Below are 20,395 nucleotides of genomic sequence, written 5' to 3'. Positions count from 1 at the left end.
GATCACAGAAGGATTAAGATAGAATTAAAAGAAGATATGATTGTACTGAAAAATCAGCGCAGATAAACGTTAGCGTGAAAGTTGTGTTTTTTTTCTGCGTTGATCGATGATCGCTCTTGTCAAAGGGTCGCGTTTTGCGTAATATTCGCGCCCTATTGTGAATATTTATAGCGCACTCTGAATCACACGAAGAGGTGCGCGGAAGCGGAGTTTTATATGTACGCGGTTTTCCAAAGTGGTGGTAAACAACACCGAGTAAGCGAAGGTCAGACCGTTCGCCTGGAAAAGCTGGACATCGCAACTGGCGAAGCTGTTGAGTTCGCTGAAGTTCTGATGATCGCAAACGGTGAAGAAATCAAGATCGGCGTTCCTTTCGTTGAGGGCGGCGTAATCAAAGCTGAAGTTGTTGCTCACGGTCGTGGCGAGAAAGTTAAAATCGTTAAGTTTCGTCGTCGTAAACACTATCGTAAGCAAGCAGGCCACCGTCAGTGGTTCACTGATGTGAAAATCACTGGCATCAGCGCCTAAGACTTGAGGGAGTAGATTTAAATGGCACATAAAAAGGCTGGCGGCTCGACTCGTAACGGTCGCGATTCAGAAGCTAAACGTCTGGGCGTAAAACGTTTCGGCGGTGAAGCAGTTCTGGCAGGTAGCATCATCGTTCGTCAACGTGGTACTAAATTCCACGCTGGCACCAACGTTGGTTGCGGCCGTGACCACACTCTGTTCGCTTTGACTGACGGTAAAGTCAAGTTCGAAGTTAAAGGCCCGAAAAACCGTAAATTCATCAGCATCGTTGCTGAATAAGTTTTTCGCGTCCTGGTGACGGATGAAAGCCCCGCAACACGTTGCGGGGCTTTTTACATTAGAATCCCGGAAAAATTTCTGCAGGGAAAACGGGCATCATGAAGCAGCAGGCCGGCATTGGCATTCTTTTGGCGCTAACCACCGCGATGTGTTGGGGAGCACTGCCAATTGCAATGAAGCAGGTTCTTGAAGTGATGGAGCCGCCAACGGTGGTCTTTTATCGCTTTTTGATGGCCAGTATTGGTCTTGGCGCGATCCTCGCCATCAAAGGCAAACTGCCGCCGCTGCGAATTTTTCGCAAGCCGCGCTGGTTGGTTTTATTAGCGATTGCTACCGGCGGCCTATTCGGTAACTTCATTCTGTTCAGCTCTTCCCTGCAATATCTCAGTCCAACGGCCTCTCAGGTCATCGGCCAGCTATCGCCGGTCGGCATGATGGTGGCAAGCGTTGTGATTCTGAAAGAGCGCATGCGCGGTACCCAGGTTGTGGGGGCGCTGATGTTGCTCAGCGGGCTGGTGATGTTTTTCAACACCAGCCTGATTGAAATCTTTACCCGTCTCACGGATTACACGTGGGGGGTAATTTTTGGTGTCGCAGCGGCAACGGTGTGGGTAAGCTACGGGGTCGCGCAAAAGGTGTTATTGCGGCGCCTGGCATCACAGCAGATACTATTTTTGCTGTACACTTTATGTACTATTGCATTACTGCCACTCGCTAAACCGGGGGTGATATCCCAACTGAGCGACTGGCAACTGGCTTGCCTGATTTTTTGCGGGCTGAATACCCTGGTCGGCTACGGGGCGCTGGCGGAAGCCATGGCGCGCTGGCAGGCGGCGCAGGTCAGCGCGTTAATTACCTTAACGCCACTGTTTACGCTACTGTTTTCTGATTTATTATCAATGGCCTGGCCCGATGTTTTCGCCAGACCGATGTTAAACCTGATTGGTTATCTCGGTGCGTTTGTCGTGGTTGCGGGCGCGATGTATTCCGCCATTGGCCATCGTCTTTGGGGACGCTGGCGCAAGCGAGAAGCGGTTGTACCGCTGCCCCGCTCAGGCGAATGATTTACGGAGAGTAAAATGAAGTTTGTAGATGAAGCAACGATCCTGGTCGTAGCAGGTGACGGCGGCAATGGTTGCGTTAGCTTCCGCCGCGAAAAATATATTCCGCGAGGCGGCCCGGACGGCGGCGATGGCGGTGACGGCGGCGACGTTTGGCTGGAAGCTGACGAGAACCTCAACACCCTGATCGACTATCGATTCGAAAAATCTTTCCGCGCAGAACGCGGACAGAACGGTCAGAGCCGCGACTGCACCGGTAAACGCGGTAAAGATGTCACGGTGAAAGTGCCTGTAGGGACCCGTGTCATCGACCAGGGAACCGGCGAGACCATGGGCGATATGACCAAGCACGGTCAGCGTTTAATGGTCGCGAAAGGCGGCTGGCACGGTCTTGGCAACACACGCTTCAAATCATCCGTTAACCGTACCCCGCGTCAGAAAACCATGGGTACGCCGGGCGATAAGCGCGATCTGCAGCTCGAACTGATGCTGCTGGCAGACGTGGGGATGCTGGGGATGCCGAATGCCGGTAAATCCACCTTCATTCGCGCGGTCTCCGCGGCGAAGCCGAAAGTGGCCGACTATCCATTTACCACCCTGGTGCCGAGCCTGGGCGTGGTGCGTATGGATAACGAGAAGAGCTTTGTGGTCGCCGATATTCCGGGGCTGATTGAAGGCGCGGCGGAAGGCGCTGGCCTTGGTATTCGCTTCCTTAAGCACCTCGAGCGCTGCCGCGTGCTGCTGCACCTTATCGACATCGAGCCTATCGACGGTTCCGATCCGGTTGAGAATGCGCGCATTATCATCGGCGAACTGGAGAAATACAGCGAGAAGCTGGCCTCTAAACCGCGCTGGTTGGTCTTCAACAAGATTGACCTGATGGACAAAGCGGAAGCTGAAGCCAAAGCGAAGGCCATCGCCGAAGCGCTGGGTTGGGAAGACAAGTTCTACCTGATCTCCGCGGCCAGCCAGCAGGGCGTTAAAGAGCTGTGCTGGGACGTGATGACCTTTATCATCGAAAACCCAATCGTGCAGGCGGAAGAAGAGCAGAAGCCGGAGAAAGTCGAGTTCATGTGGGACGACTATCACCGTCAGCAGCTTGAAGAAGCCGAACTGGAAGAAGATGACGAAGACTGGGATGACGACTGGGACGAAGACGACGAAGAAGGCGTCGAATTCATCTACAAACGTTAATCCTGAGTAAAAAGGGCCGCATCATCCAATGCGGCCCTTTTGTTTTAGTTGTTCTGGTACAAATCTTTATACAGTCGACTTTCGAAGCGTACCAATGGTATGCGACGGTTGCGCTGGTCGCCCGGCGGCACCGCATAGCCGGAGAGGTACTGTACGAAGGCCATCTTTTGGCCGCTGGCGGTGGTAATGAAACCTGCCAGGTTATATACCCCCTGCAGCGAACCGGTCTTCGCCGAAACCTTACCGTCAACGCCCGCCTGATGAAGACCGGCACGATACTGCAGCGAACCATCGTGCCCGGCAAGCGGCAACATCGAGATAAAGTTGAGTTCATTGTCGTGCTGAGCGATGTACTGCAATACCTGCATCATGGTTGCCGGCGCGATCAGGTTGTGCCGGGACAGGCCTGAGCCATCGGCGATAATCGTGTTACCGAGGTCAATACCCGCCTGCTGGCGTAGGATTTGCCGTACCGCGTCGGAGCCGGCGCGCCAGGTTCCCGGTACGCCCATTCGCGCGTGGCCGATAGTACGGAACACCGTATCAGCAATCATGTTGTCGGATTTCTTCAACATAATGCGCAGAAGATCGTGCAACGGCGCCGATTGAGTCGTCGCCAGCACGGTACCCGGATCGTTGACCAGCGTCTGGCGCAGAAGAGTACCGCTGTAAGTGATCCCCGCATCGGCGAGCTCGGCTTTCAGGATCGCGCCTGCATAGCCTGCGCCATCCTGAATAGCGAACGCCAGCGGCAGCGGCTCGCTGCGCTGCGGCAGGCAGCCGGTAAGGGTATAGCGGTTGAGATCGCCCGGCACAACGTCCAGCTCGCAGTACTGCGCTTCTGCGGAGCCGCGCGCCAGCGTCCGCACCTGGCTGAACATGGTGACCGGATAGTAAGACGCCACGCGGATGAAGGCCAAATCGCCCGCTTTCTGTGCGCTATAGAGCGAGACGGAGAAACAGTTGCGATCAACGATCGCCGCCGCTGGCGGGGCGCTGAAGCACTGCGTCATATCGTTCCATGGCCAGCCGGGAGCCTTATCGTGGCTGGCGAAAACCGAGGTATCGATAAGCACATTGCCTTCAATACGCTGCACGCCGGCTTTTTTCAGCGACGCCACCATGTTGCGGATATCCTGACGCTTTAGCGTCGGATCGCCGCCGAAGCGGGCAATCAGGTCGCCTTTCAGCACACCGCCGTCAAGGGAGCCTTTGGTTTCCAGCGTCGTGGTGAAGCGGAAATCCGGCCCCAACTGCAGCAACGCGGCCAGCGCGGTGATCACCTTCTGGGTACTGGCAGGCAGCGCCATCTGCTGGCTGTGAAAGTCTATCTCCGGCGTCGGGGAGCCAACCTTCTGCGCCATAAAGGCAAGGTTCGCGCCGGCAGGAAGCTGGCTGATGTACTCGTCAATATTCGCGGCCTGAGCGCTAAGCGCTATACCGGCAGTCAATCCGATGATAAATCTGGGAAATCGCATAATCTCGCGCTAACAACCTGAAACCAAGCCGTCATACTACGGTGCATCACCCTGTAAAGTAAACGATGACCCATAGTGAACTTCAGGGTAAAATGCGTATCAAATTGAAAATTGCTGCTGACCTGGGGAGTGTTTCCCGGGTCGGTTTTCTTTTTGCTTCGGCCATGGCTAAGACGTGACCGATGGCGGAACGACTCCGTCCGTTCCATGAAGGAATGATAAAGAGGTATAACAAATGCAAGCTATTCCGATGACCTTACGTGGCGCAGAAAAACTGCGCGAAGAACTGGATTTCCTGAAGTCCGTACGTCGTCCAGAAATTATTGCTGCTATCGCTGAAGCGCGTGAGCACGGCGATCTGAAAGAGAACGCGGAATACCACGCGGCCCGCGAACAGCAGGGCTTCTGCGAAGGTCGTATCAAGGATATCGAAGCAAAACTGTCGAACGCGCAGGTTATCGATATCACTAAGATGCCGAATAATGGCCGCGTGATTTTTGGCGCCACGGTCAGCGTGCTGAACCTGGATAACGACGAAGAGCAGACTTACCGCATCGTGGGCGATGATGAAGCTGATTTTAAACAGAATCTCATCTCTGTGAATTCACCGATCGCCCGCGGCCTGATCGGCAAAGAGCAGGATGACGTCGTCACTATCCGTACCCCGGGTGGTGAAGTGGAATACGAAATTATCAAGGTTGAATACCTGTAAGGCGTATTTCCCGCTACGATGTTTATAGATTGTAAAGAAAGGAAAAAGGCCGCATAGCGGCCTTTTATCAACGTCAGGAGCATGGCATTTTGCTCGCCTGGCCACAGAAATCCCTCGTTTTACACAATGTTGTGTCGGGATTCAGGATATTCTTAGCGTGGCAGCGAGATTTTACGCTCTGGCGTTGGGCGGTACAGAACCAGCGTTTTACCGATGACCTGTACGTTACAGGCGCCGGTTTCACGCACGATGGCTTCCACGATCAAGGCTTTAGTTTCGCGATCTTCTGAGGCGATCTTCACCTTGATGAGCTCATGGTGCCCTAACGCTTGTTCGATCTCGGCCAGTACCCCTTCGGTCAAACCATTATTGCCAAGCATAACTACCGGCTTGAGCGGATGTGCCAGACCTTTCAGGTGCTGTTTTTGTTTAGTACTCAGATTCATCGTATTTTTTTGCTTACGTTGGGATTGAAAACGGGTCATTCTACCGCCATCTCCCATATATCGCCAAACTACCGCGTCGATTTTTACGCAGTAAAGTACGATGAACCCGAATGGGAATGTTAAATGACAGGTAAAAAGCGTTCTGCCAGCTCAAGCCGCTGGCTTCAGGAACACTTTAGCGATAAATATGTTCAACAGGCACAGAAAAAGGGGTTACGTTCCCGTGCCTGGTTTAAACTTGATGAAATACAGCAAAGTGACAAGATTTTTAAGCCGGGAATGACGATAGTCGATCTCGGCGCTGCTCCCGGTGGCTGGTCGCAGTACGCGGTTACGCAGATCGGAAACAGCGGCCGCATCATCGCTTGCGATCTTTTACCAATGGATCCAATCGTCGGTGTGGACTTCCTTCAGGGCGATTTTCGTGATGAATTAGTCCTGAAAGCGTTACTTGAGCGAGTAGGCGACAGTAAAGTACAAGTTGTCATGTCCGATATGGCGCCGAATATGTGCGGAACACCGGCGGTGGATATTCCCCGGGCCATGTATCTGGTAGAACTGGCGCTTGAAATGTCTCGTGATGTATTAGCGCCAGGTGGTAGTTTTGTAGTGAAGGTGTTCCAGGGCGAAGGCTTCGATGAGTATCTTAGAGAAATTCGCTCCCTGTTTACGAAGGTCAAAGTTCGTAAGCCGGACTCTTCCCGCGCTCGTTCGCGTGAAGTGTATATTGTAGCGACCGGGCGTAAACCATAACCGGTAGATTTCAAACGAAAGTTTGAAAGACGCTGGATATAGAGTATCCTGACGCTGTTTTTAACACAGTTGTAATAAGAGGTTAATCCCTTGAGTGACATGGCGAAAAACCTAATACTCTGGCTGGTCATTGCCGTTGTGCTGATGTCAGTATTCCAGAGCTTTGGGCCCAGCGAGTCGAATGGCCGCAAGGTGGATTATTCTACCTTCCTGCAAGAGGTCAATCAGGACCAGGTTCGCGAAGCGCGTATCAACGGACGTGAGATCAACGTTACCAAGAAAGATAGTAACCGTTACACGACTTACATTCCGGTTAACGATCCGAAGCTGCTCGACAACCTGTTGACTAAAAACGTCAAAGTGGTTGGCGAACCGCCGGAAGAACCGAGCCTGCTGGCTTCCATCTTCATTTCCTGGTTCCCGATGCTTCTACTGATCGGCGTCTGGATATTCTTTATGCGTCAGATGCAGGGCGGCGGCGGAAAGGGCGCGATGTCCTTCGGCAAGAGCAAGGCCCGAATGCTGACCGAAGACCAGATCAAAACCACCTTTGCTGACGTTGCCGGTTGCGACGAAGCGAAAGAGGAAGTGGGCGAGCTGGTTGAATATCTGCGCGAACCGAGCCGTTTCCAGAAGCTGGGCGGTAAAATCCCGAAAGGCGTCCTGATGGTCGGCCCTCCGGGTACCGGTAAAACGCTGCTGGCGAAAGCTATCGCCGGCGAAGCAAAAGTGCCGTTCTTTACTATTTCCGGTTCTGACTTCGTAGAAATGTTCGTCGGTGTCGGCGCGTCTCGTGTACGCGACATGTTCGAACAAGCTAAGAAAGCAGCGCCTTGCATCATCTTCATCGATGAAATCGACGCCGTCGGTCGTCAGCGTGGTGCCGGTCTTGGCGGTGGTCACGATGAGCGTGAGCAGACCCTGAACCAGATGCTGGTTGAGATGGATGGTTTCGAAGGTAACGAAGGTATCATCGTTATCGCCGCGACTAACCGTCCGGACGTTCTGGACCCGGCATTGCTGCGTCCAGGCCGCTTCGACCGTCAGGTTGTCGTTGGTCTGCCGGATGTTCGTGGTCGTGAGCAGATCCTGAAAGTTCATATGCGTCGCGTACCGCTGGCGCCGGATATTGATGCGGCAATCATTGCCCGTGGTACTCCTGGCTTCTCCGGTGCTGACCTCGCGAACCTGGTGAACGAAGCTGCCCTGTTTGCTGCCCGTGGTAACAAACGCGTCGTCTCGATGGTTGAGTTCGAAAAAGCGAAAGACAAAATCATGATGGGTGCGGAACGCCGCTCCATGGTGATGACGGAAGCGCAGAAAGAATCGACCGCGTACCACGAAGCGGGCCACGCGATTATTGGTCGTCTGGTTCCGGAACACGATCCGGTACACAAAGTGACGATTATCCCGCGCGGCCGTGCGCTGGGTGTGACCTTCTTCCTGCCGGAAGGCGATGCTATCAGCGCCAGCCGTCAGAAACTGGAAAGTCAGATCTCCACTCTGTACGGCGGTCGTCTGGCGGAAGAGATTATCTACGGTGCTGAACATGTTTCTACCGGCGCGTCCAACGATATTAAAGTTGCGACTAACCTGGCGCGTAACATGGTCACCCAGTGGGGCTTCTCCGACAAACTCGGCCCGCTGCTGTATGCCGAAGAAGAGGGCGAAGTGTTCCTCGGCCGTAGCGTCGCGAAAGCGAAGCATATGTCTGATGAAACCGCGCGTATTATCGACCAGGAAGTGAAATCACTGATTGAGCGTAACTACGGTCGTGCTCGCCAACTGCTGAACGACAACATGGATATTCTGCACGCGATGAAAGATGCGCTCATGAAATATGAGACCATCGATGCGCCGCAGATTGACGACCTGATGGCTCGTCGTGATGTTCGTCCGCCGGCGGGTTGGGAAGAACCAGGTTCTTCTAACAACTCAGGCAACAATGGCACCCCGACGGCGCCGCGTCCGGTTGATGAGCCGCGTACGCCTAACCCGGGCAATACCATGTCGGAACAGCTGGGCGACAAATAAGTCTCCACGCTTTGCTAAAGCGCTCTGACTAATAAGGGCCGCAGCCTAATCCGCTGCGGCCCTTTTGTTTTTATTCGCCCGTCTTTACCGGCTGGCTGTGAGATTCTTTTTGGGAACCTAACTATGGCGATGGCGTGCTATCGTCCAACGCATAAAATGTTTTCGGGATGGTGGCGGCTTCAACACGCGCGGATGCGCCGTCTGTCTGATAATATTCATTTTTTGAATATTTAAACGCCGGGGCTTCATTATCCTGTTGAGGAATTGAATGATGTCACCGCCAGAATCTCTAAGATGGTGCGGGCCGAGCCCTGTCCGTACTACAACTGTACAAAACCATAGCGGAAAGAAAACATGCAATTACACGCCCAGGGGTCAACGCTCGATCTCTCCCATCCGCATGTGATGGGGATCCTTAACGTCACGCCAGATTCCTTCTCCGATGGCGGCAGTCATAATTCGTTGATAGAGGCGGTTAAGCACGCCAATCTGATGATTAACGCTGGGGCGACTATTATTGATATCGGCGGTGAATCAACCCGTCCTGGGGCGGCGGATGTCAGCGTCGAGGAAGAGCTGGCGCGGGTGATCCCGGTGGTAGAAGCGATTGCACAGCGTTTTGAAGTCTGGATCTCGGTTGATACCTCGAAAGCCGAGGTAATCCGCGAATCCGCGCGCGCTGGTGCGCATATCATTAACGATATCCGTTCATTAACCGAGCCTGGCGCCCTGCAGGCCGCCGCGCAAACCGGGCTACCGGTGTGCCTGATGCATATGCAGGGGCAGCCGAAAACAATGCAGGAAGCGCCGAAGTACGACGATGTTTTTGCCGATGTTGACCGTTTTTTTGCTGAACACATTGTGCGCTGCGAACAGGCGGGGATCGCAAAAGAAAAATTGTTGCTCGACCCGGGATTCGGATTCGGTAAAAATCTTTCCCATAACTATGAACTGCTTGCCCGACTTGGGGAGTTCCATCATTTTGGCCTCCCGCTGCTGGTGGGGATGTCGCGTAAGTCGATGGTGGGTCAGCTGTTGAACGTGGGGCCGTCGGAACGGCTGAGCGGCAGCTTGTCCTGCGCAGTCATTGCTGCAATGCAGGGCGCGCAGATAATTCGCGTCCATGATGTCAAAGAAACGGTAGAAGCGCTGCGCGTGGTGGAAGCCACCCTGGCCGCTAAGGAAAATAAACGTTATGAGTAACCGCAAATATTTTGGCACCGATGGTATTCGTGGCCGCGTTGGCGACGCGCCTATTACGCCTGAGTTCGTGCTGAAGCTGGGTTGGGCGGCAGGTAAAGTGCTGGCGCGCCATGGTTCACGTAAAATCATTATCGGCAAAGACACGCGAATTTCTGGCTATATGCTGGAGTCCGCGCTGGAAGCTGGCCTGGCGGCTGCGGGCTTGTCCGCCTCGTTTACCGGCCCTATGCCGACGCCGGCAATCGCCTATCTGACCCGCGCCTTCCGCGCTGAAGCGGGAATCGTCATCTCTGCCTCTCATAACCCTTTCTATGACAACGGTATTAAATTCTTCTCCATCGAAGGCACTAAGCTTCCGGATGACGTCGAAGAAGCGATTGAAGCGGAGATGGAAAAAGAGCTGACCTGCGTTGATTCCGCTGAGCTTGGGAAAGCCAGCCGTATCGTCGACGCCGCTGGCCGCTATATTGAGTTTTGCAAAGGCACCTTCCCGAATGAGCTGAGCCTCGGTTCGCTGAAGGTGGTGGTGGATTGCGCCCACGGCGCGACTTACCACATTGCGCCAAATGTATTCCGCGAATTGGGCGCGCAGGTTATCGCGATGGGCTGTGAGCCTGATGGGCTGAACATTAACGAAGAGGTCGGCGCAACCGACGTACGCGCGCTGCAGGCTCGCGTGCTGGCGGAAAAAGCCGATCTGGGTATTGCCTATGACGGTGATGGCGATCGCGTCATCATGGTTGACCATGAAGGCAACAAAGTCGATGGCGATCAGATCCTCTATATTATCGCCCGTGAAGGCCTGCGCCAGGGCCAGCTGCGCGGCGGCGCAGTCGGCACGCTGATGAGCAACATGGGGCTTGAACTGGCGCTGAAGCAGCTTGGCATTCCGTTTACCCGCGCGAAAGTGGGTGACCGTTACGTGCTGGAAAAACTTCAGGAAAAAGGCTGGCGTATCGGCGCGGAAAACTCCGGTCACGTGATTCTGCTCGACAAAACCACCACCGGCGATGGCATTGTCGCCAGCCTGCAGGTGGTGGCGGCGATGGTGCGTAATCATATGAGCCTGCACGATCTGTGCAGCGGTATGAAAATGTTCCCGCAGATTCTGGTCAACGTACGCTTTACCGAAGGCAGCGGCAACCCGCTGGAACATGACAGCGTAAAAGCGGTCACTGCCGAAGTAGAAGCTGCGCTGGGGAACCGTGGACGCGTGCTGCTGCGTAAATCCGGTACTGAACCGCTGATCCGCGTGATGGTTGAAGGCGAGCATGAAGCGCAGGTGAAGGAATTTGCCCACCGTATCGCCGATGCGGTTAAAAGCGTATAACTATCGCAGCTAAGTGATTAAAAAGGCGGCTCTTGCTGCCTTTTTAAGCATATAAAAACGCTTTTTGCTGTTTTTTTCCGCAGTTGATACAATACGCCAAAATTGCCCTTGCGAAGGTTATTCGCTTTGGTTAGTATTCACACCCGCTTCAGTGGGAAATATTAAAACGTCCCGCTTTATTGGTGAAGCACTTGGTATGCGGCGAATCCGCAAGGAACAGGTTGATTATGTACGAAGCTCTTTTAGTAATTTTCCTTATTGTAGCGATTGCCCTTGTTGGCCTGATCATGCTGCAGCAAGGTAAAGGCGCTGACATGGGAGCCTCCTTCGGAGCAGGCGCTTCCGGCACGTTGTTTGGTTCTAGCGGTTCTGGTAACTTCATGACCCGTATGACCGGCATTCTGGCCGCGCTGTTCTTCATCATCAGTCTGGCGCTGGGTAATATCAACAGCAACAAGACCAATAAAGGAAGCGAGTGGGATAATCTGAGTGCGCCGAAGTCTGAGCAGACTCAGCCAACCGCACCGGCTCAGCCGGCCAGCGATATCCCGCACTAAGTATTCTGTACCGAGGTGGTGGAATTGGTAGACACGCTACCTTGAGGTGGTAGTGCCCTAACGGGCTTGTGGGTTCGAGTCCCATCCTCGGTACCAATATTCCAGAGAAAAGACGCTGAAAAGCGTCTTTTTTTGTTTTTGTTCCCTCTATGCGTTGTTTATTTATAAACAACACTCCGCTGGTTTTGATCCCCGAGAAATCGCTAAAGTCGCCCTCATCAATTTTGACGAGGTTCAGTGACGCCATGCGTACTTTAAAAGTAGTTATCATTGCCGGTGTATTGGGCCTGGCCGGATGCAGCAGTCATTCGTCGCCAGAAACAGTAGACACGTTGAATACCCTGCAGGTGCCGGTTATAAATAATTCCGCGGCCGCGCCGGAATCATCAACGGTCGTTAACTATTTTCAGGATAACAGCCTGCTTATCAGCCAGTTAAGTCAGTCGCTCAAAAGCAACTATTTACAGGATGTAGATAAACGGGATGTCTTTGATAAAGATAGCGAGGCGTATCAGGTTTACGGGGCGTTAACCAAACTTGAGCAAATGGCTTCGATGAACGACGTCTACCGTAAAGAGAACAATATTGCGGGCTTGCAGGAAATTAATAAACTGCTGAAAACCATACCATCTCTTGCATAAAAAGAGGGATTGCCGGCAGGCAATCCCGTTTGCCGCGCTTAGAAACGGAAATTGAAACCCGCATAGGCGCCATCCGCCAGGACGTTATCGCGGTGGTCATGTTTCCCCGCCATATCGATATAGCGATAGCCCGCTTCGATGCTCATGGATTTGATGATATTGACGCGTAAGCCGGCATTGGCTTCGAGATATTCATCAACGCCGCTGGACATGGAATCCGGGGAATAATAAGCCTCACCGAACAAGGTAAAGAAATCGCCAAGTGGTAGTTGAGCGCCGCCGCCGAGGGCAATCGCATAGCCTTCATCGCCATCGTTCGGATTCAGATATACCGCTTTACCGCCGGCCGTCAGCAGGAACGGGCCGAGATCAAAGTTATAGCCAATGCCCAAACCCACCGTATCGCCATCGTTATCGCTATGCGCCCAGTTACCGTTAAAGGTCATTCCGGGAGCCTGCGGGTTAAAGCTGGCTGATAAGTTGGTGAATTCTGAACCGGCCTCACCGTGAAGGCTAACGGAAGCGAAGGTGGCGCTGCTGGCGCTCAGGGCGGCGATAAGCAGGATGGATTTCAATCTGAACATGCTCATTATTCATATTCCTTCGGGTAAAAAAATGCCCGATACGAGCGCTCGGGCAAAATTAACGGGTTTCTGGTTTAATAGTTATGTGCAGAATAGAAGCATTTATCGCCCGCCGTTACCGTTTATATGTTTAATTTTAAACAATGGCCGAGGGCGATAAGTTGCTGGTCAAGCGGGGACTAAAACTTCTCAGGCAGGGAGGTGATACTCTGTAAATAACCACCGCGGGCAAACTCGATATAGCCGCCCTTTTTCAACGCTGATAACACATTCAGAATACTGCTGCGCGACAAATGTGTGCGGTCCTGAATATATTCCAGCATGGATACCCGCGAGCGGGTCTCTTCAGGAAGCAGTAACATTTCCATTAAATGATTACGAATGACCGAATAAGTCCGCTGTTGTAATACTAAATCGTCGCGATACACCAAATAAGAGGTGTGGTAAGCCAGCAGCCGGGTGACCTCTTCCCACATGTTATGCTCACTGAAGAGTTGCATGGCTTTATCGCTGTCAATCCGCAGGATCTCCGTATCGACTTCCGCACGAAGGCCATGGCTACGGCTGGGCTGCAGCATTTCGGCTACGCCAAACAGGTGCGGCTCATAGACGGTGACCATAAGTAATCTGTCCGATGAGCGAAAAATGGATAGCTCACCTTTCTTAAACAGATAAAGCTGGATTTTGCCTTTATATTCCCAGCTAAGCCTTTTCCTTGCGACCATATTTATTGGCGTGGCATGCGGTTCCAGCAACGACATCAGACGATTGATCGCGTCTTGCGGCCGAACGGGAGGTTTAATATTCATTGCGATCCTCTCGGTATAAGAGTACAGGTATTCGATAAATTATAGATGGTGATTATTAAAAATAGTGATGTCATAAACTATAACGATAAAGCAGAGTTGTTATTTAGGATTTATTGCGGAAATAAAAAAGCCGGCGGGTTAGCGCCGGCTGGAGAGTTTGGCTTCGCGGTTATTTATCGCGATTTTCCAGGTTTTCAACCTGTGGCAGACCGGTGGCGGAAGACGCGCTGAGTAGCCCGGATTGGGCATAGCCGAATAGCTTCTCACGGGTATCGGTAATGTCCAGGTTGCGCATGGTCAGCTGGCCGATACGATCTTCAGCGGTAAACATGGAATCGCCTTTTTCCATGGTCAGACGCTCTGCTTTATAGGTCAGGTTGTCTGAAACGGTATTCAGGATTGAGTAGTCGTTGCCGCGACGCAGTTCCAGAGTCACTTCGCCGGTGATCTGACTGGCAACCCAACGCTGCAGCGAATCGCGCAGCATCAGCGCCTGGGAATCGAACCAGCGACCCTGATAGAGCAGGCGGCCCAACTGGCGGCCATGAGCATGATATTGCTCAATGGTATCTTCGTTGTGAATACCGGTCAGCAGGCGCTCGTAGGCGATATGCAGCAGTGCCATCCCCGGTGCTTCATAGATGCCGCGGCTTTTCGCTTCGATGATGCGGTTTTCAATCTGATCGCTCATGCCCAGACCGTGGCGACCGCCGATGCGGTTAGCTTCCAGCATCAGTTCGACGTCATCGCTGAACGTTTTACCATTCAGCGCAACCGGATGACCCTGTTCAAAACGCACGGTCACTTCTTCAGCGGCGATTTTTACGCTTTCATCCCAGAACTTCACACCCATAATCGGGTTGACGATTTTCACGCTGGAATTAAGGAATTCGAGATCTTTTGCTTCGTGCGTCGCGCCCAGCATGTTGGAATCGGTGGAATAGGCTTTCTCGACAGACATTTTGTAGTCGAATCCGCAGGCTATCATAAACTCGGACATTTCATGACGGCCGCCCAGTTCATCAATGAAGTCACTATCCAGCCACGGTTTGTAGATCTGCAGTTCCGCATTGGTCAGCAGACCGTAGCGATAAAAGCGCTCGATATCGTTGCCTTTATAGGTGCTACCGTCGCCCCAGATGTTGACGCCATCTTCTTTCATTGCGGCAACCAGCATGGTGCCGGTCACGGCTCGGCCCAGCGGCGTGGTGTTGAAATAGGTTAAGCCGCCGGTGGTGTTATGGAATGCGCCGCACTGAATCGCCGCGATGCCTTCCGCCACCAGTTGTTTGCGGCAATCAATCAGACGAGCGCCTTCAGCGCCATACTCTTTCGCACGACGCGGAATGGCCTCGTAGTCGTCTTCGTCAGGCTGGCCCAGGTTCGCGGTATATGCATAAGGAACCGCGCCTTTTTTACGCATCCACAGCAGGGCGGCGCTGGTATCCAGCCCACCGGAGAAAGCAATACCAATACGTTGACCAACCGGGAGATGCTTAAGAATCGTCGTCATAAAATAAAACCCTGCTAGATAGACTGTGGTGAGTTCGACTTAACAACAAATTTGCATTTTTATGCACTAATTGTGAGTTTTCATTTAATCATCTTTTGCTGGCGACAGGAAGAGCCTGATGGTGATTTTGCTAAAAAAGCCTGAAATGCCAGCATAAACGGCAAGCGGGTGGTGTAAAATGGATGTTGACAAAATATATGATTTATCGATACAATTCACCACGATTTTATGTCCCGTCCTCGGTACCAAATCCCAGCAGTATTTGCGTCTTTTGCTCAGAAAGAGTAAAATATGCCACGTTTCAGGCGCGGGGTGGAGCAGCCTGGTAGCTCGTCGGGCTCATAACCCGAAGGTCGTCGGTTCAAATCCGGCCCCCGCAACCACTTTCCCATTAAGTACTTTTTCAAATATACTGTGAGGACTAGGTCCTTCGTAGCCGGATTTGAAAGAATTCTTCTGGAAGGTGTTCCAGATCGCAATTGCGGTCTCAGGGTTCAGTTATCTAAAGCCCCGATTTATCGGGGTTTTTTGTTATCTGACTTCAGAATAACTGGGCTATACGCCCTTTTTTTATGTCTTGGGGGTGGGTTTGTCCACATTAGAGCAAAAATTAACAGAGATGCTCACTGCGCCAGTTGAAGCGCTTGGCTTTGAGCTGGTCGGCATCGAATTTATTCGCGGTCGCACATCCACACTGCGCATCTATATTGATAGTGAAGATGGCATCAATGTTGATGATTGTGCTGATGTGAGCCACCAGGTCAGTGCTGTCATGGATGTCGAAGATCCAATCACCGTCGCTTACAACCTGGAAGTCTCTTCGCCTGGTCTCGACCGTCCGATGTTTACTGCTGAACACTATCAACGTTTCACCGGTGAAGAAGTTTCGCTGGTGCTACGTATGGCGGTACAGAACCGTCGTAAATGGCAGGGCATTATCAAAGCGGTAGACGGTGAGATGATCACGGTAACCGTCGAAGGCAAAGATGAAGTGTTCGCGCTGAGTAACATCCAGAAGGCGAACCTGGTTCCCCACTTTTAACAGTCTGGATTGAGGTGAAAGGCCCCGATGAACAAAGAAATTTTGGCTGTTGTTGAAGCCGTTTCCAACGAAAAAGCGCTGCCGCGCGAGAAGATTTTCGAAGCGTTGGAAAGCGCTCTGGCAACGGCGACCAAGAAAAAATACGAACAAGAGATCGACGTTCGCGTAGAAATCGACCGTAAAAGCGGTGATTTCGACACCTTCCGTCGCTGGCTGGTGGTTGAAGAGGTGACTCAACCGACTCGCGAGATCACGCTGGAAGCGGCGCGTTACGAAGATGAAAGCATGAACGTCGGCGACTACGTTGAAGATCAGATTGAATCTGTCACCTTCGACCGTATCACCACGCAGACCGCTAAACAGGTTATCGTACAGAAAGTACGTGAAGCTGAGCGAGCGATGGTTGTCGATCAGTTCCGCGAGCACGAAGGTGAGATCATCACCGGCGTGGTGAAAAAAGTAAACCGCGACAACATCACTCTGGATCTGGGCAGCAACGCTGAAGCCGTGATCCTGCGTGAAGATATGCTGCCGCGTGAAAACTTCCGTCCGGGCGACCGTATTCGCGGTGTGCTGTACGCCGTTCGTCCGGAAGCGCGCGGCGCGCAGCTGTTCGTGACTCGCTCCAAACCGGAGATGCTGGTCGAACTGTTCCGCATTGAAGTGCCGGAAATTGGCGAAGAAGTGCTGGAAATCAAAGCCGCAGCCCGCGATCCGGGTTCTCGTGCGAAAATCGCCGTGAAAACCAATGACAAGCGTATCGACCCGGTTGGCGCTTGCGTAGGTATGCGCGGCGCGCGCGTTCAGGCGGTTTCTACCGAGCTTGGCGGCGAGCGCATCGATATCGTCCTGTGGGATGATAACCCGGCGCAGTTCGTGATTAACGCCATGGCGCCGGCTGACGTCGCGTCCATCGTGGTGGATGAAGATAAACACACCATGGACATCGCGGTAGAAGCGGGCAACCTGGCGCAGGCGATCGGCCGTAACGGTCAGAACGTCCGCCTGGCATCGCAGCTCAGCGGCTGGGAACTCAACGTCATGACCGTTGATGACCTGCAGGCTAAGCACCAGGCTGAAGCCCATGCCGCTATCGATACCTTCACCAAATATCTCGATATTGATGAAGATTTCGCAACCGTACTGGTTGAAGAGGGCTTCTCCTCGCTGGAAGAACTGGCCTATGTGCCGATGAAAGAACTGCTGGAAATCGACGGCCTTGACGAAGCGACCGTTGAAGCACTTCGTGAGCGTGCGAAAAACGCACTGACTACACTGGCGCTGGCTCAGGAAGAAAGCCTGGGAGACAACAAACCTGCCGACGATTTACTGAATCTGGAAGGTTTGGACCGTGCTCTGGCGTTTAAGCTGGCTGCCCGTGGTGTTTGTACGCTGGAAGATCTCGCCGAACAGGGCGTTGATGACCTGGCTGATATCGAAGGTATGACCGACGAGAAAGCTGGTGAACTCATCATGGCTGCTCGCAACATTTGTTGGTTCGGCGACGAAGCGTAATAAACTGTAGCAGGAAGGAACAGCATGACAGATGTGACTATTAAAGCGCTGGCCTCAGAAATTCAGACCTCTGTGGATCGCCTGATACAGCAATTTGCTGATGCAGGTATTCGCAAATCGGCTGATGATTCTGTGACCGCGCAAGAGAAGCAAACCTTGTTAACGCACCTGAACCGTGAACACGGCTCGGCGCCTGACAAGCTGACGTTGCAGCGTAAAACGCGCAGCACGTTGAATATTCCAGGTACCGGTGGAAAGAGTAAATCGGTACAAATCGAAGTCCGCAAGAAACGCACCTTTGTGAAACGCGATCCGCAAGAGGCTGAACGCCTGGCCGCGGAAGAGCAGGCGCAGCGTGAAGCGGAAGAGCAAGCCCGTCGTGAAGCTGAAGAAGCAGCTAAGCGCGAGGCGCAATTAAAAGCTGAACGTGAGGCCGCAGAACAAGCTAAACGTGAAGTCGCTGAAAAAGCGAAACGTGAAGCCGCGGAAAAAGACAAAGTGAGCAATCAACATACCGACGAAATGACCAAGACCGCCCAGGCTGAAAAGACCCGCCGTGAGAACGAAGCAGCGGAGCTGAAGCGCAAATCGGAAGAAGAAGCACGCCGCAAACTTGAAGAAGAAGCGCGCCGTGTAGCGGAAGAAGCACGCCGTATGGCTGAAGAAAATGAAAAAAACTGGAGTGAAACTCCGGAAACCCCAGAAGAAACGACCGACTATCACGTAACCACGTCTCAGCATGCGCGTCAGGCTGAAGATGATAACGATCGTGAAGTTGAAGGCGGTCGCGGCCGTGGCCGTAACAGCAAAGCTGCTCGCCCGGCGAAGAAAGGCAACAAACACGCTGAATCGAAAGCTGACCGTGAAGAAGCCCGTGCGGCCGTTCGCGGCGGTAAAGGCGGCAAACATCGCAAAGGTTCTTCTCTGCAGCAGGGCTTCCAGAAGCCGGCTCAGGCCGTTAACCGCGATGTTGTGATCGGCGAAACCATCACCGTTGGCGAGCTGGCCAACAAAATGGCGGTCAAAGGTTCTCAGGTCATCAAAGCGATGATGAAACTGGGCGCGATGGCGACCATCAACCAGGTCATCGACCAGGAAACCGCTCAGCTGGTTGCCGAAGAGATGGGCCACAAAGTTATCCTGCGTCGTGAAAACGAGCTGGAAGAAGCAGTAATGAGCGACCGTGACACCGGCGCTGCGGCTGAACCGCGCGCACCGGTAGTGACCATCATGGGTCACGTTGACCACGGTAAAACCTCTCTGCTGGACTACATTCGTTCTACTAAGGTTGCCTCCGGCGAAGCGGGTGGTATTACCCAGCACATCGGTGCGTACCACGTAGAAACCGACAACGGCATGATCACCTTCCTGGACACCCCGGGCCACGCCGCGTTTACCTCCATGCGTGCTCGTGGTGCGCAGGCGACGGATATCGTGGTTCTGGTAGTGGCGGCAGACGACGGCGTGATGCCGCAGACTGTGGAAGCTATCCAGCACGCCAAAGCGGCGCAGGTGCCGGTAGTGGTTGCAGTGAACAAGATCGATAAGCCGGAAGCGGATATGGATCGCGTGAAGAACGAACTCTCCCAGTACGGCGTGATGCCGGAAGAGTGGGGCGGCGAAGCGCAGTTCATCCCAGTATCGGCGAAAGTTGGTACCGGTATCGACGACCTGCTGAACGCTATCCTGCTGCAGGCTGAAGTTCTCGAACTGAAAGCGGTACGTAACGGTATGGCGAGCGGTGCGGTTATCGAATCCTTCCTGGATAAAGGTCGTGGTCCGGTAGCTACCGTTCTGGTTCGCGAAGGTACTCTGCACAAGGGCGATATCGTACTGTGTGGCTTTGAATATGGCCGCGTACGTGCGATGCGTGACGAACTGGGTCGCGAAGTGCTGGAAGCGGGTCCGTCCATTCCGGTGGAAATCCTCGGTCTGTCCGGCGTTCCGGCTGCGGGTGATGAAGTTACCGTCGTTCGTGACGAGAAAAAAGCGCGTGAAGTTGCGCTGTATCGTCAGGGCAAATTCCGTGAAGTTAAACTGGCTCGCCAGCAGAAATCTAAACTGGAAAACATGTTCGCTAACATGACCGAAGGCGAAGTTCACGAAGTGAACATCGTGCTGAAAGCGGACGTGCAGGGTTCTGTCGAAGCGATTTCCGATTCCTTGCTGAAACTGTCTACCGACGAAGTGAAAGTGAAGATCATCGGTTCCGGCGTAGGTGGTATCACCGAAACCGACGCGACCCTGGCTGCAGCTTCCAACGCGATTCTGGTTGGCTTCAACGTTCGTGCCGATGCTTCCGCACGTAAAGTTATCGAGTCAGAAAGCCTGGATCTGCGTTACTACTCCGTCATCTATAACCTGATCGACGAAGTGAAAGCGGCGATGAGCGGCATGCTGTCTCCGGAACTGAAACAGCAGATCATTGGTCTGGCTGAAGTGCGTGATGTCTTCAAATCGCCGAAATTCGGCGCCATCGCGGGCTGTATGGTTACCGAAGGTACGATTAAACGTCACAACCCAATCCGCGTACTGCGCGACAACGTGGTTATCTATGAAGGCGAGCTGGAATCCCTGCGCCGCTTTAAAGATGACGTTAACGAAGTTCGTAACGGCATGGAATGTGGTATCGGCGTGAAGAACTACAACGACGTTCGCGTTGGCGATATGATCGAAGTGTTCGAAATCATCGAAATCCAGCGTAGCATCGATTAAT

Annotated in this window: 19 protein-coding genes and 2 tRNA genes; 16 read left to right on the top strand and 5 right to left on the bottom strand. The window is 53.1% G+C overall.

All coding sequences use genetic code 11. From position 1 onward, the window contains the following. Window positions 1-216: 216 nt before the first annotated feature. From rplU to cgtA, 4 genes are all read left to right on the top strand, one after another. Window positions 217-528, top strand: coding sequence for a 50S ribosomal protein L21 (rplU, locus tag ABLU80_RS18785; protein ID WP_015703604.1), 312 nt, complete (start codon window positions 217-219; stop codon window positions 526-528). A gap of 21 nt (window positions 529-549) precedes the next feature. Further along, window positions 550-807, top strand: coding sequence for a 50S ribosomal protein L27 (gene rpmA, locus ABLU80_RS18780; protein WP_002434222.1), 258 nt, complete (start codon window positions 550-552; stop codon window positions 805-807). A gap of 98 nt (window positions 808-905) precedes the next feature. Beyond that, complete coding sequence (locus tag ABLU80_RS18775) at window positions 906-1,871, top strand: DMT family transporter (protein ID WP_015369509.1); 966 nt, start codon at window positions 906-908, stop codon at window positions 1,869-1,871. A gap of 15 nt (window positions 1,872-1,886) precedes the next feature. Further along, window positions 1,887-3,062, top strand: coding sequence for an Obg family GTPase CgtA (gene cgtA / locus ABLU80_RS18770; RefSeq protein WP_015369510.1), 1,176 nt, complete (start codon window positions 1,887-1,889; stop codon window positions 3,060-3,062). Window positions 3,063-3,106: 44 nt separating this feature from the next. Here cgtA and dacB read toward each other — a convergent pair whose 3' ends face one another. Beyond that, window positions 3,107-4,540 carry a serine-type D-Ala-D-Ala carboxypeptidase gene (gene dacB / locus ABLU80_RS18765; protein WP_047080084.1) on the bottom strand — a complete coding sequence of 478 codons (1,434 nt, stop codon included), beginning with the start codon at window positions 4,538-4,540 and terminating at the stop codon, window positions 3,107-3,109. Window positions 4,541-4,775: 235 nt separating this feature from the next. Between dacB and greA the strand changes: the two genes are divergently transcribed. Continuing rightward, window positions 4,776-5,252 carry a transcription elongation factor GreA gene (greA, locus tag ABLU80_RS18760; protein WP_015369513.1) on the top strand — a complete coding sequence of 159 codons (477 nt, stop codon included), beginning with the start codon at window positions 4,776-4,778 and terminating at the stop codon, window positions 5,250-5,252. Window positions 5,253-5,404: 152 nt separating this feature from the next. Here the strand turns inward: greA and yhbY are convergent, their stop codons facing one another. After that, complete coding sequence (gene yhbY / locus ABLU80_RS18755; protein WP_002918374.1) at window positions 5,405-5,698, bottom strand: ribosome assembly RNA-binding protein YhbY; 294 nt, start codon at window positions 5,696-5,698, stop codon at window positions 5,405-5,407. Between the two features lie 123 nt (window positions 5,699-5,821). Between yhbY and rlmE the strand changes: the two genes are divergently transcribed. From rlmE to ABLU80_RS18720, 7 genes are all read left to right on the top strand, one after another. Further along, complete coding sequence (gene rlmE, locus ABLU80_RS18750; protein ID WP_008806638.1) at window positions 5,822-6,451, top strand: 23S rRNA (uridine(2552)-2'-O)-methyltransferase RlmE; 630 nt, start codon at window positions 5,822-5,824, stop codon at window positions 6,449-6,451. 99 nt (window positions 6,452-6,550) lie between these two features. After that, entirely contained in the window at window positions 6,551-8,485 is a 1,935-nt protein-coding gene (gene ftsH / locus ABLU80_RS18745) for an ATP-dependent zinc metalloprotease FtsH (RefSeq protein ID WP_015369514.1), read from the top strand. A 354-nt stretch (window positions 8,486-8,839) separates the two neighbouring features. Next, a complete protein-coding gene (gene folP / locus ABLU80_RS18740; protein ID WP_042897931.1) occupies window positions 8,840-9,688 on the top strand; it encodes a dihydropteroate synthase in 849 nt (282 codons plus the stop codon). Continuing rightward, window positions 9,681-11,018, top strand: coding sequence for a phosphoglucosamine mutase (glmM, locus tag ABLU80_RS18735; RefSeq protein ID WP_015369516.1), 1,338 nt, complete (start codon window positions 9,681-9,683; stop codon window positions 11,016-11,018). The genes folP and glmM overlap by 8 nt, the downstream gene beginning before the upstream one ends. A 227-nt stretch (window positions 11,019-11,245) precedes the next feature. Beyond that, window positions 11,246-11,575, top strand: coding sequence for a preprotein translocase subunit SecG (gene secG, locus ABLU80_RS18730; RefSeq protein WP_015369517.1), 330 nt, complete (start codon window positions 11,246-11,248; stop codon window positions 11,573-11,575). Window positions 11,576-11,584: 9 nt separating this feature from the next. Next, window positions 11,585-11,671: transfer RNA gene (locus ABLU80_RS18725), tRNA-Leu, on the top strand. Between the two features lie 149 nt (window positions 11,672-11,820). Then, window positions 11,821-12,216: a hypothetical protein gene (locus ABLU80_RS18720; RefSeq protein WP_042897928.1), complete on the top strand. Its 396-nt coding sequence runs from the start codon at window positions 11,821-11,823 to the stop codon at window positions 12,214-12,216. Window positions 12,217-12,254: 38 nt separating this feature from the next. On the opposite strand, the gene ABLU80_RS18715 is transcribed toward ABLU80_RS18720, so the two are convergent. From ABLU80_RS18715 to argG, 3 genes are all read right to left on the bottom strand, one after another. Beyond that, on the bottom strand, window positions 12,255-12,806 hold the full coding sequence (locus ABLU80_RS18715) for a YfaZ family outer membrane protein (protein ID WP_213795830.1): 552 nt from the start codon (window positions 12,804-12,806) through the stop codon (window positions 12,255-12,257). Window positions 12,807-12,979: 173 nt separating this feature from the next. Further along, window positions 12,980-13,609 carry a winged helix-turn-helix transcriptional regulator gene (locus tag ABLU80_RS18710; RefSeq protein ID WP_015369520.1) on the bottom strand — a complete coding sequence of 210 codons (630 nt, stop codon included), beginning with the start codon at window positions 13,607-13,609 and terminating at the stop codon, window positions 12,980-12,982. A gap of 169 nt (window positions 13,610-13,778) precedes the next feature. Continuing rightward, on the bottom strand, window positions 13,779-15,122 hold the full coding sequence (gene argG, locus ABLU80_RS18705; RefSeq protein WP_015369521.1) for an argininosuccinate synthase: 1,344 nt from the start codon (window positions 15,120-15,122) through the stop codon (window positions 13,779-13,781). A gap of 306 nt (window positions 15,123-15,428) precedes the next feature. Here argG and ABLU80_RS18700 point away from each other — a divergent pair. From ABLU80_RS18700 to infB, 4 genes are all read left to right on the top strand, one after another. Then, a tRNA-Met gene (locus tag ABLU80_RS18700) sits at window positions 15,429-15,505 on the top strand. 206 nt (window positions 15,506-15,711) lie between these two features. Beyond that, window positions 15,712-16,164 (top strand): ribosome maturation factor RimP, encoded by a 453-nt coding sequence (rimP, locus tag ABLU80_RS18695; RefSeq protein WP_015703598.1) that lies wholly within the window; start codon window positions 15,712-15,714, stop codon window positions 16,162-16,164. Window positions 16,165-16,191: 27 nt separating this feature from the next. Next, window positions 16,192-17,679, top strand: coding sequence for a transcription termination factor NusA (gene nusA, locus ABLU80_RS18690; RefSeq protein WP_015369524.1), 1,488 nt, complete (start codon window positions 16,192-16,194; stop codon window positions 17,677-17,679). Window positions 17,680-17,703: 24 nt separating this feature from the next. Then, entirely contained in the window at window positions 17,704-20,394 is a 2,691-nt protein-coding gene (infB, locus tag ABLU80_RS18685) for a translation initiation factor IF-2 (RefSeq protein WP_015369525.1), read from the top strand. Window position 20,395 lies beyond the last annotated feature (1 nt).

Origin of the sequence: Klebsiella sp. CN_Kp104 (assembly GCF_040064515.1) — a bacterium.
In the GTDB taxonomy this organism is placed as follows: domain Bacteria; phylum Pseudomonadota; class Gammaproteobacteria; order Enterobacterales; family Enterobacteriaceae; genus Klebsiella; species Klebsiella aerogenes.
Note: the sequence above shows the minus strand (reverse complement) of the source record. Positions and strands in the feature narration are given on the sequence as shown.